Origin of the sequence: Azospirillum brasilense (assembly GCF_003349955.1) — a bacterium.
GTDB classification, from domain to species: Bacteria; Pseudomonadota; Alphaproteobacteria; order Azospirillales; family Azospirillaceae; genus Azospirillum; species Azospirillum brasilense_B.
This window is the reverse complement of record NZ_QLKQ01000040.1, coordinates 53414-64898: the sequence shown is the minus strand read 5'-3', so window position 1 is coordinate 64898 and position 11485 is coordinate 53414. Positions and strand designations below refer to the sequence as shown.

Sequence of the window (11485 nt, the reverse complement as noted above, 5' to 3'; positions counted from 1 at the left end):
GGGCCGGGGCCGGGGCCGTGGGCGGCGGCGGGAAGAGCGCGACGGGGCGCTCCGGCGTCTTCAACGACCCGGCGGCGCGCGACCTGCTGAACGCCATGGGCAACGCGGTGGAATCGCTGCGGGGAATGGTGGACGGGCATTTCGACCTCGTGCGGCTGGAAGCCGGTCTGGTGCAGCCCGACATCGGCGCGCCCGTGGTCAACGGTATCCTGACGCGGATCGCGCTGGACGCGGCCCCGCGCTTCGACGGGCGGGGGCTGCGCTTTTCGGTGCTGCCCTGCTCGGTCCGGGTCGCCACCGACGCCTCGCTACTGGAGCGCATTCTCCAGGGGTTCGTCGCCAGCACGCTGCGCCATACCGAGCGGGGGCGGGTCGTGCTGGGTTGCCGCCGGCAGGGGGCGGATCTGCGGATCGAGCTGTGGTCCACCGGTCGCGGGCTGCAGCCCGATCAACGGCTGGCCCTGCGGCAGGAGTTCCAACGTCCGGGCGGGGCGGGCGATCCATCGGTGATCGACCTCGGCCTGCGGCTCGCCTGCGGGCTGGCGCGGCGGCTGGGGCACCGGCTGGAGATCGATTCGACGCCGGGCCGCGGCACGATGCTGGCGGTTCTGGTGCCGCAGGCGGCGGACGGCGCGGACGAACCGCCGCCCGTCGCGGAACCCGGCCCCGTCGATGCCGCCGCTCCCGCTCCCGGTGCGGACGTCAGCCGCGCCCGCGTGCTGGTCATCGAGGACGACCCGATGGTGCTGGAGGCGCTGGGCGCGCTGCTCGGCCAATGGGGGTGCGCGGTGGTCGCCGCGGACTCGGTGGATGCCGCGCTGGAGCGGTTGGGGCCGGGCCCGCAGCCGCCCGACCTCGTCATCTCAGACCTGCGGTTGAAGGGGGCGGTGAACGGGATCGTCGCCATCCGCCAGATCGGCAAGGCGCTCGACGCCACGCTGCCCGGGCTGATCCTCACCGGCGACACCGACCCGATGCGCCTGCGCGAGGCGCGGCTGTCCGGCTACCCGCTGCTGCACAAGCCGGTGGCGCCGATGGCCCTGCGGGGGGCGGTGGCGCGGCTTCTCGGCCGTGAGCGGCTGAAGTCCTGAGAAGGTTTCGGGTCGCTTTCACGGCGGCAGTGCCTTCGCGGGCTCTGTATTGCAGAATTGACATCGAAATGGGCGCGCAATCCCGCTGCAAACGACAATCAATAGTCGGCTTCCTCCTTCTCCTCGCTGGAGCAGACTATCCATTTGGGAGGATAATGGCTTTTCCATTATCGAGGCGTGGGGCCGCTTGCTATAGTCGGATGATCCGACGATTTCGGTGATGGCCGTTGGGAACGGGTGGCATGCCGCTGCTGGACAGAAGGAGGCGCGTCTCGTTTGCGGTTCCGGTGCTTGTCGCCGCGGGCCTGACGCTGACTCTGGGCGCCTTTTTCCAGATGCGCGCCGCCAACCGGGAGGACGAGCGCGCGCAGCGCGAGCGCGAGTTCGTCCAGTTCCACGACGCGCTCACGGAGCGGATCGGCAGCCACGTCTTGCTGCTCCGCACGCTGCGCTCGGCCTTTTCGGACCCCCGTCCGGCCACCCGCGACGCTTTTGCGGCGGCGGTCCGCCCGATGATGCCCCTCTATCCCGGCCTGTGGTCGGTCGCCTGGGTGCGCCGGGTGTCGCCGAGGGAGGTTCCCGCGCTGGAGGCGGAGATGAGGGCCGCCGGACGGCGGGACTTCACCGTCCAGGATGCGGAGGAGACGGGCGATGCCGCCGCCGGCGGCATCCCGGCATCCCACCAGGGGGATCTGTTCGTCAACACGCTGATGGAGCCGGAGCGGGGCGGCGCCTTCGGGCAAGGGATCAACATCCTGTCCCTGCCCAACCGGGCGGAGGTGCTGGCGCGGGCCTGCGCCTCGGGCGAACTGGCGGCGACGGAGGCCCTGCCGCCGCGTCCGCGGGGCGAAGCCGGTCGCAGCATCGGCCTGTATCTCCCCGTTTACCGCTATCCCGTGGACGAACTGGACGGAGCCGACCGTTGCGCGGAGGTCGCCGGTTACGTCGCCTCGGTCTTCGGCATCGCCCGCCTGCTGGAGGAAGCGGGCAACCGCGTGAACGATCTGCACGGGGCCGTGCATCTCCTCGACGGGCCGGCGCAGGATGGCGGGCGGATCCTGGCGTCCCGCGACCTCGACGCTCCATCCGCGAGCCGGGAAGGCGTTCCCTTCCGCGACATCCGCAAGGACGGCGACACGGTGGTCGAACGCGATCTGGTGATCGGCGGGCGGCGCTGGACGCTGGCGTTGGCGATTCCGCCCCAGCCGGGTCTGGCGTCGGTGGATTATCCGGCCTGGATCGTCCTGGTGATGGGGCTTCTGCTGACCGGGGCGCTGGCCGGCTACACCCGGCGCGAGGCACAGGCCAAGCGACTCCTGGTGACCGAGGCCCGCGCCCGTGCCGCCATGGCCCGCGCGCTGCGCGAGAGCGAGGAGCGCTTCCGCATGGCGCTGCGCCATTCGCGGGTCGCCGTGTTCAGTCTGGACCGCAACCTGCGCTACATGTGGATGTACAACCCGCAGACCGGGCGGGCGGCGGAGAACTTCATCGGGCGGACCAACGCCGGCATTCACGCGCCGGATGACGCGGTGCGGCTGGATGCGGTGAAACGGGCCGTGCTGGACACCGGCATCGGCGCCCGGCAGGAGGTCCGCATCGGGGCGGGCCCCGGTCCGGAGCAGGTGTTCGACCTGATCGTCGAGCCGTTGCGGGACGAGTTCGGGGCGGTGTCGGGCGTGATCTGCGCCGCCATTGACATCTCCGACGGGGTGCGCATCCGCGAGGCGCTGGCCGAGGCCCACGCCGAGGCGGAGCGGGCCAACCGGGCCAAGTCGCGCTTCCTCGCCGCGGCCAGCCACGACCTGCGCCAGCCCTTCCAGGCGATGAGCCTCTTCCACCATATCCTGTCCGCCCGCCTGTCCGACGCCAAGCAGCTTGAGGTGGCCGACAAGCTGGGGGAGGCGATCGCCGCCGGCAACACGCTGCTCAACACGCTGCTCGACACATCCGCGCTGGAGGCCGGCAACGTCAAACCGCGCCCCACCGTCTTCCCGCTCCAGGACATCGCCAACCGGCTGAATCGCGAGTTCGCGGAGCAGGCGGCCAGCAAGGGCATGGTGCTGCGGATGGTCCCGACCTCGGCCCTTGTGCTCAGCGATCCGGTGCTGCTGGAGCGCATGGTGCGCAACCTGCTGGTCAACGCCCTGCGCTACGCCGGGACCGGAACGATCCTTCTGGGCTGCCGACACCGCGACGGCCACGCGCTGGTCGAGGTGTGGGACACCGGGCCGGGCATTCCCGCCGACCAGCTCAAGCTGATCTTCGACGATTTCTACCGCTGCGGCACCGATCAGCGGGACAGCGGGCGCGGGCTGGGGCTCGGGCTGTCGATCGTCCGGCGCACCGCGCAGATCCTCGGCCATCAGGTCGATGTCCGGTCGCGGGTCGGCAAGGGCACGGTCTTCTCCATTGCCGTGCTGATGGTCGGCGATCGCCATCACCCGTTGCCCGAGGAGCCCACCACGTCGGTGGCGAGCGCCTGAGCCAGTCCGGCTTTGCTACCCTTGCCATGCGCGCCCTGCCATGCGTGCGGCGTGCGTGTGCGCTGCGGAATCGTCGGGGATGGTCGGGCGCCTTCTCCGCCTTTTCACGAAAATCTCAACGATCCGTCAATCTTGCGTCTCCGCGCGCAAGGTCTTGCCATGCTGCGCCTGCTCAGTGATACAATGCTGCGTGAGCGGATTGTGGTGACGGGAAGTAAACGGATTTCGTCTTCCAACCGCTTGACATAGGTCATGGGGTGAGACCTTGGGCCGTCGTAAGACCGGAACGGAACGACATTTCCGCCGGTCGTCGAAGACGGACGGCGCGGAATGCGGCAGGACGGTGGGACCGGCGGCGACCGGGGGGTGCGACATTGTTGCACCGCAACGGAACCGCGAAATGCGCCACCCTGTCACATCTCTTTCACGGTGCCGCGTTATTCAAGGCACCCCGAACCGGCCCCTGGCGGGCGGCCCTTCCCGGGCCGGCCGACCCGGGGGTCCAACAAAAAGGCCGCGGACGACAGGGCGATCCGCAGGCCGGGAGGATTCGGCCCGGGGATCTCGCGATTCCGAGCCGCTATCCGATTGAGGAGCTTCTCCAATGGACCGTGTTACCGCGCCCGCCACCCCCGACTTCGGCAAGAACGGCTCAGCCATGATCGAGAACGTCACCTTCGAGGAAATCCAGATCGGCCAGCAGGCGAGCCTGTCGCGGCGTCTGACCATGTCCGACATCGAGCTGTTCGCCACGGTGTCCGGCGACATCAACCCGGCGCATCTCGACGAGGAGTATGCGGCGGACAGCCAGTTCCACAAGGTGATCGGCCACGGCATGTGGTCGGGCTCGCTGATCTCCGCCGTTCTCGGCACGCTGCTGCCGGGGCCGGGCACGATCTACATGGGCCAGGATCTGCGCTTCAAGCGCCCGGTGGGCCTGGGCGACGTCATCACCGTGACGGTCACCGCCAAGGAGAAGCACGCCGAGAAGAACATCGTCGTCTTCGATTGCGTGGCCCGCAACCAGGACGGCAAGGAGGTCGTCTCCGGCCTCGCCGAGGTGATCGCGCCGACCCGCAAGGTCCGCCGCGCGGCGCACGAGCTGCCCCAGGTCCAGGTCATCCGCCACGACGGCCATGACGAGCTGCTGGGCAAGACGGAATCGCTGCCCCCGGTGCCGACCGCCGTCGTCCATCCCTGCGACGAAAGCTCGCTGAAGGGCGCGGTCGAGGCCGCCGAGGCCAACCTGATCGACCCGGTGCTGGTCGGTCCGGCCTCCAAGATCAAGTCGGTCGCCGAGGCGCACGGGCTGGACATCAGCCGCTACCGCATCGTTGACGTGGCGCATTCCCACGCCTCGGCCGAGACCGGCGTCCGGCTGGCCCGCTCCGGCGAGTGCGAGGCGGTGATGAAGGGCAGCCTGCACACCGACGAGCTGATGGCCGAGGTCGTCCGCAAGGAGACCGGCCTGCGCACCAGCCGCCGCATCAGCCACGTCTTCGTGATGAACGTGCCGACCTACCCGCGGGCGTTGCTGATCACCGACGCGGCGATCAACATCTACCCGACGCTGGAGGACAAGGTCCACATCGTCCAGAACGCCATCGACCTCGCCAAGGTGCTGGGCGTCGAGACGCCGCGCGTCGCCATCCTGTCGGCGGTCGAGACGGTCAACCCGAAGATCGCCTCGACGCTGGAGGCGGCGGCGCTGTGCAAGATGGCCGACCGCGGCCAGATCAAGGGCGGCATCCTCGACGGCCCGCTGGCCTTCGACAACGCCATCAGCCTGGAAGCCGCCCGCACCAAGGGCATCGTGTCCGAGGTCGCCGGCCAGGCCGACATCCTGCTGGTGCCCGACCTGGAGGCCGGCAACATGCTGGCCAAGCAGCTCTCCTTCCTGGCCAACTCCGACGCCGCCGGCATCGTTCTGGGCGCCCGCGTGCCGATCATCCTGACCAGCCGCGCCGACAACGTGCGCACCCGTCTGGCGTCCTGCGCCGTGGCCGTCCTGGCCGCCGCCGCCCGCCGCCGCGGCGCTGCGGCGGCCGAGTGAGAGGGGCGACCGTCATGAGCAGCCAGAACGCGGGTGGCGGCAACGCCATCCTGGTCATCAACGCCGGCTCCTCCAGCCTGAAATTCTCGGTCTTCCGGGAAAGCGGGGCGGGGGGGCTGCGGGTGACCATCAACGGCCAGATCTCCGGCATCGGCACCGAGCCGAGGTTCGAGGCCAAGGACGCCGCCAAGACTCCGCTGGCCGAGCGGGTCTGGGCGGCCGACGAGCCGTCCGACCGCACCGCCCTGCTGGGCTTCCTGCTGGAGTGGATCGAAGGGCGGCTGGATGGGGCGAAGCTGCTGGCCGCCGGCCATCGCGTCGTGCACGGCGGCACCCGCCACGCCGCCCCGGTGCTGCTGACCCCGGCGGTGATGGAGGAGCTGGAGGGCTTCATCCCCCTGGCGCCGCTGCACCAGCCGCACAACCTCGCCGCCATCCGCGCGCTGGCCGAGGCCCATCCGGAGTTGCCGCAGGTCGCCTGCTTCGACACCGCCTTCCACCGCGGCCAACCCTGGCAGTCGCAGATGTTCGCCATCCCGCGCGAGCTGACCGACGAGGGGGTGCGCCGCTACGGCTTCCACGGCCTGTCCTACGAGTACATCGCCCGCCGCCTGCCGGAGCTGGCGCCCGAGCTGGCCGACGGCCGTGTGGTCGTGGCCCATCTCGGCAGCGGCGCCAGCATGTGCGCCATCCACGCCGGGCGCAGCGTGGACAGCACCATGGGCTTCACCGCGCTGGACGGGCTGCCCATGGGCACCCGCTGCGGCAACATCGACCCCGGCGTGCTGATCTACCTGATGCGCCAGAAGGGCATGGGCGCCGACGCCATCGAGAAGCTGCTCTACAACAAGTCGGGTCTGCTCGGCGTGTCGGGCCTGTCCAACGACATGCGCGCCCTGCTGGACAGCGCGGACCCGCACGCCGAGGAGGCGGTGGAGCTGTTCTGCTTCCGCATCGCCAAGGAGACGGGCGCGCTCGCCGCGTCCATGGGCGGCATCGACGCTCTGGTCTTCACCGCCGGCATCGGCGAGCGCTCCGCCCCGGTGCGGGCGCGGGTGGGCGACAAGCTGGCCTGGCTCGGCGTGGTCCTCGACCCGGCGGCCAACGAGGCCAACGGTCCGCTGATCTCCGCCCCGACCAGCCGCATCCCCGTCTACGTCATCCCGACCGACGAGGAGCAGATGATCGCCCTGCACAGCCGCAAGGCGCTGGAGACGGTCTGACGGGCGCCTTTTTCGGTGCCATTGAATCAAGATTGAATCAAGAAGGCCCGCCGTTTGCGACGGCGGGCCTTCGTTTTGCCGGAGGGGACGCCTGCTTTCTACAGGCCTTTCCAAAGCTTGAGGTAGTCGATCAACTTGCGCGTGTGAAGCGGCGGCGGCTGGTGGAAGCGGGCGACCAGACCGGCCTGCTCGTCCATCTTCACGACGACGCCCCGGCAGGCGAAATCCGAATGTTCCTCGCCAAGTCGGAAGAGGATGCGGAAGTCGAACTGTTGCTTGGCGATCAAGTCCCCGTCATAGGGGCGTATGCGGAAAGACCCGAGGACGAATTCTTCCGGCACATACTCGTGACTGTCGATCCGGATGATCGGGGGATCGGTGGGGCGTTCCTTGGCGGATGGCGCGGAAGCCGCGGTGGATTTGCCTCGCCCGCTCAATTTCGACAACCACGACATGGCGGTCCAGGCCCTTTCCAGACAACATCGTGACAGAACTGCAATTGTCCGGAGTTTCGGACCTATTTCCTTTAATAATGGTTAAGGATGGCTCACCGACGCCGAAGGTCTGATTTTTCATGCCACTACCATCACCATCGGCCAATGGTGAGTGGTTTTGTCGCATGTTGCGCCGTCATGGCAACCATGACGTTGCTTTGCGGCGGCTCTGCTCGTCAAGTGACGGCAAAGTGATTACCTTTTTCAACACTTGATGAAAAGGTCTGTGGACAGACTTCGCCCGTTTCGGCATTTCGCAGGTGCGGAATTTTTTTGCACCCGCAAATGAAGAGCGAAAGGAGGCAAGAGCCGACGGCGCGGCACGGCGCGGCGGTCCGACCAACGAAAACAGCCGCCGTGGTCTTCCGAAACATCCGCACTTGGAGGAGGAAAGCCATGATGCATCGCAACATCGGGGATCTGTTGAACCGCCGCCGCGTGGTCAGCCTTCCGGCGGGAGCGTCGGTGCGGGATGCCGCGCGGCAGATGAAGGCCGCCCATGTGGCGTCCGTCGTGGTCACCGCCTCCATCGACGAACAGATCGAAGGCATCTTCACGGAGCGCGACCTGACCGACCGCGTGGTGGCCGACGGGCTGGACCCGGATCAGACCCGGCTGTCGGAGGTGATGACCCCGTGCCCGGTCACCGCGGCCCACGACATCACGGTGGGCGAGGCGTTGCGCCGGATGGCCGACCATGGCCTGCGCCACCTGCCGGTCGTCCGCGACGGCCGCGTCATCGGCGTCCTGTCCATGCGCGACTTCCTGGGCGAGGAGCTGATGCTGATCGAGCACGAACGGGAGATGATGGACAGCCTGACCGAAGTCATGATGTGACGCCGCCCGACGCCTCCCGCGCCCGTCCGGGCGGCGCGGGAGGTGCCGGACGGTCCCGTCAGCCCAACTTCTTCAGGGCGGTCTCGACCTTGTCGATCTTGGTCTCGGCCTTGACCAGGGCGGCGTGCGACTCCTTCAGCCCGTCCAGGGACACCTTCGCCCCGGCGAGCAGCGGGCCGAACTCGGGGTCCTTGTCGGAGACCATGGACGGGAAAGACTTGCGGGTGCTGGTGATCTCGTTGGCGGCGGCGAGGATCTCCTTCTTCGCCTGGGCGGCCTGCTGGCGCACCTGCGTGATGTAGAAGGTCGCCGTCTTGATCGAGGCCGCGCGCTTGTCGTCCGCCGCCTCCTCGGCGACCATCTGCTCCTGCTGCGCGCGGTCGGCCTGCCCGCCGACGTCGCGGGCGACGGTGTCATAGAGGGAGTCGGCGTCCTGCGCCCGCTTGGCCAGCTTGCGGCAACTCGCCAGATAGGTGGCGCGCAGGTCCAGGGCGCCCTTCAGCGCCTGGGCGGCCTCCTTGACGGTGCCGGCCGCCTCGACGGCGGCCTCGGCGGCCTCGTCCTTGATCTGGTCCAGCTTCATGACGATGCCGTCGGCCCGGTCGAAGGCCCCCTGGGCCGGGTCGCGCCCGCCATGCTGCTTGGGGTCGAGCTTCATCTTGGCGACGGCGGCCTTGCCCTGGGAGAACAGCTTGGCGGCCTGCGCGGCGGTCGCGGCGATCTTCTTGGCCTGGGTGTCCACGGCCTTGGCGGCGGTCTGGACCGCGGCGGCCTGGGACTTCGCCTCCTTGGCGTTGCCCGCCCCCTGCGCCTCCAGCACGTTGCGCAGCGCGAGGTCGGCGTTGGCGGCGGCCTGGTCGAGCAGCTTGACGTCGGCGTTGGTGGTCTTCAGCAGCCCGTCGATCTGCACCGCGACCTTGTCGGCGATGGCGCGGGCGGCCTTGCCCTGCTCCTCGATCTCCTTGGCCTTCTCGGCCTCGGCGTCCTCGCGCATCTCGGCGATGCGCTCGTTGACGGCCACGCCGGCGCGGCGCCCGATGTCGTCCAGCGCCTGCCCGAGCTTCTTCAGCTCCGCCGCGATGGTCGCGACGCCCTCGGCCTTGGCCGACTTCTCCAGCGTCGTCTGATAGGCGGTGGCGCTCTTCACATAGTCGAGCAGCGCCTTCTCCAGCGCCTTGGCGTCGCTCTTGCCCAGCGCGCCGTCGAGCGCCTTGGTCACGTCCTCCAGCCCGGACTTGTGGAAGACGCCCATGAATTTGGCGCTCGGCTTCTTCTTGCCGGTGGCAGTTTCAAAAGCCGTCTTGGCGGATTTCCAGTCGCTTGCGAATCCCATGGCGTTCCTCCCCGGATTGGACGGCGGAACGATGGGCCGGACGGGTCGGACCGACAATCCGGGATGGGTCCATTGCGGATGGGTTCGGGGGTGCGGCGCGGGAGCGATTCACAGGGGGCGTGACTGGGGGTAGACTGGCGCGGCCCGTCCCCGGAACCTCCTGGCGCGAGGAAGGCGATGTCTCTGCCGTCCATCCACGATTTCACCGCCGAAGCCGCCGACCCCGCCCATTACGCGGCGCTGGACGGCGACTGGTCGCTGGCCGTCGCCGACGTGGTGGCGAGCACCCGCCTGGCCGGTGAGGGGCGGCACCGCGACGTGAATTTCGTGGCGGCCGCGGTGGTCGCCGTCCTGTCGGAGGCGGTGCGGGAACCGGAGCAGCTCCCCGCCTGCCAGTTCGGCGGGGACGGCGCCATCGCCGCGGTTCCGCCGGGCCGCCGGGCGGCGGCGGAGCAGGCGCTGGCGGCGCTCGCCCATTGGGCGACGACGGAGATGGACGTGCCGCTGCGGGTCGGCCTCGTCCCGGTGCGGGCGCTTCTCGACGAGGGGCTGGAAGTGCTGGTCGCCCTGCAGGACTTCGGCAACGGCGACGCCTTCGGCCTGTTCCTGGGGCGCGGGGTCGCCGCGGCGGACGCCTGGGTGAAGGCCGATCCGCGCTGGCGGCTGGAACCGCGGCTGGGCCCGCTGACCGGGTTGGAGAGCGTGTCCTGCCGCTGGAACCCGGTGAACAGCGGGCGCGGCGTGATCCTGTGCGTGATCGTCGACCCGCTGTCCGGCGGCGGTCCTGGGCTGTCGGTGCTGGCCCGCGTCCAGGCCGACATCGAGCGGATCGTGCCGACGGCCACGGCGGCGCCGCTCGGCATGGGGGAACGGCTGGCGGTGCGCTGGCCGCCTTCCTGGCGGTCGCTGTGGCTGGAGGCGCGGACGCGCCCGCGCGGGCGGCGGCTGGGCTGCGTCCTGTCGCTTCTCGGGAAATCCGCGCTGCTCGCCGCGACGCTGGGGGGTGGCTGGCGGCTGGCCGGCTTCGACCCGGACCGCTACCGCCGCGGCATGGCGGAGCGGTCGGACTTCCGCAAGTCGGCGGGCGGGCCGCGCCTCGTCCTCGACGTCACGGAGGCGGAGGCGGAGGCCATCGAGGCCATGCTGGCCGACCACGCGGCGGCCGGGCGCATCCGCTACGGCACGGCGCGGGCGGCGGCCTCCACGGTGACCTGCCTGGTCGGCGACCTCGCCGCCGACCGGCACGTCCATTTCGTCGATGGGGCGGAACTCGGCTTCTGGCGGGCCTCGGTCATGCTGAAGCGGATGGCCGGACAGGAGCCGTCTGTTCAGTAAGCCCCGCGTCCGAGCAGGCGGCGGCGGGATTCCGCCTCGTCCACCGTCACGATCTCGGTGCCGACCGGCCACAGGGCCAGCAGGGCGAGCTTCAGATGCGCCCAGGCGAAGGGCAGGCCGATGATGGTGATGGCGAGGCCGACCGCGGCCACCAGATGGCCGAGCGCCAGCCACCAGCCGGCCAGCACGAACCACAGGATGTTGCCCAGCGTGCCGAGCAGGCCGGTGCCGATGTCCTCGCGGCCACGGAACTCATCCCGGCGGACGGCGGTTTGTCCAAAGGGCAACAGGGTGTACCAGGCGATCGTGAAGGCCGACCGCGCCCACGGGATGCCGACGATGGTGATGACCATCAGGATGGCCGCGAAGAGCCATCCGGCGGCCATCCAGATGCCGCCGGTCACCACCCACAGGATGTTGAGAAGAAGGCTGAGGAAGGGCATCGGGTGTTTCTCCTTTTGCCCGCACATGTGGGGATGGTGGGTGGCTTCGCCCAGAGGAGGGATCGGCGAAAGTGGCGCATCGAAAGATTCACCCCCTCCCGGCTTCCGGCGGCTTGAATGCCCTCCGGAAAGGCCACAGATCGAAAGAGGGACCTTTGAGCAAAAAGCGGTTCCGCAGGGAACCGGGGTCCGC

At 69.5% G+C, this 11485-nt stretch carries 9 protein-coding genes; 6 read left to right on the top strand and 3 right to left on the bottom strand.

Going from position 1 to position 11485, the window contains the following annotated elements; translation table 11 throughout:
• The 4 genes from DXK32_RS18235 to DXK32_RS18220 all read left to right on the top strand — a co-directional run.
• Positions 1 to 1091 (top strand): ATP-binding response regulator (locus DXK32_RS18235; RefSeq protein ID WP_114859822.1); only part of this gene is annotated, 1091 nt, incomplete at its 5' end.
• Positions 1092 to 1333: 242 nt separating this feature from the next.
• Positions 1334 to 3574 (top strand): CHASE domain-containing sensor histidine kinase, encoded by a 2241-nt coding sequence (locus DXK32_RS18230; protein ID WP_114859815.1) that lies wholly within the window; start codon positions 1334 to 1336, stop codon positions 3572 to 3574.
• 604 nt (positions 3575 to 4178) lie between these two features.
• Positions 4179 to 5627 carry a bifunctional enoyl-CoA hydratase/phosphate acetyltransferase gene (locus tag DXK32_RS18225; RefSeq protein ID WP_432612355.1) on the top strand — a complete coding sequence of 483 codons (1449 nt, stop codon included), beginning with the start codon at positions 4179 to 4181 and terminating at the stop codon, positions 5625 to 5627.
• A gap of 14 nt (positions 5628 to 5641) precedes the next feature.
• Entirely contained in the window at positions 5642 to 6850 is a 1209-nt protein-coding gene (locus DXK32_RS18220; RefSeq protein WP_114859814.1) for an acetate/propionate family kinase, read from the top strand.
• A gap of 98 nt (positions 6851 to 6948) precedes the next feature.
• On the opposite strand, the gene DXK32_RS18215 is transcribed toward DXK32_RS18220, so the two are convergent.
• Positions 6949 to 7305: a hypothetical protein gene (locus DXK32_RS18215; protein WP_114859813.1), complete on the bottom strand. Its 357-nt coding sequence runs from the start codon at positions 7303 to 7305 to the stop codon at positions 6949 to 6951.
• Positions 7306 to 7740: 435 nt separating this feature from the next.
• Between DXK32_RS18215 and DXK32_RS18210 the strand changes: the two genes are divergently transcribed.
• Positions 7741 to 8181 (top strand): CBS domain-containing protein, encoded by a 441-nt coding sequence (locus tag DXK32_RS18210; protein WP_162801244.1) that lies wholly within the window; start codon positions 7741 to 7743, stop codon positions 8179 to 8181.
• 58 nt (positions 8182 to 8239) lie between these two features.
• Here DXK32_RS18210 and DXK32_RS18205 read toward each other — a convergent pair whose 3' ends face one another.
• Positions 8240 to 9514 (bottom strand): hypothetical protein, encoded by a 1275-nt coding sequence (locus tag DXK32_RS18205; protein ID WP_114859811.1) that lies wholly within the window; start codon positions 9512 to 9514, stop codon positions 8240 to 8242.
• A gap of 177 nt (positions 9515 to 9691) precedes the next feature.
• On the opposite strand from DXK32_RS18205, the gene DXK32_RS18200 reads away from it, so the two are divergent.
• A complete protein-coding gene (locus DXK32_RS18200) occupies positions 9692 to 10849 on the top strand; it encodes a DUF3095 family protein (RefSeq protein WP_114859810.1) in 1158 nt (385 codons plus the stop codon).
• On the opposite strand, the gene DXK32_RS18195 is transcribed toward DXK32_RS18200, so the two are convergent.
• On the bottom strand, positions 10843 to 11292 hold the full coding sequence (locus DXK32_RS18195; RefSeq protein WP_035675480.1) for a YccF domain-containing protein: 450 nt from the start codon (positions 11290 to 11292) through the stop codon (positions 10843 to 10845). The two genes, DXK32_RS18200 and DXK32_RS18195, sit on opposite strands and share 7 nt — an antisense overlap.
• Between the last annotated feature and the right edge of the window lie 193 nt (positions 11293 to 11485).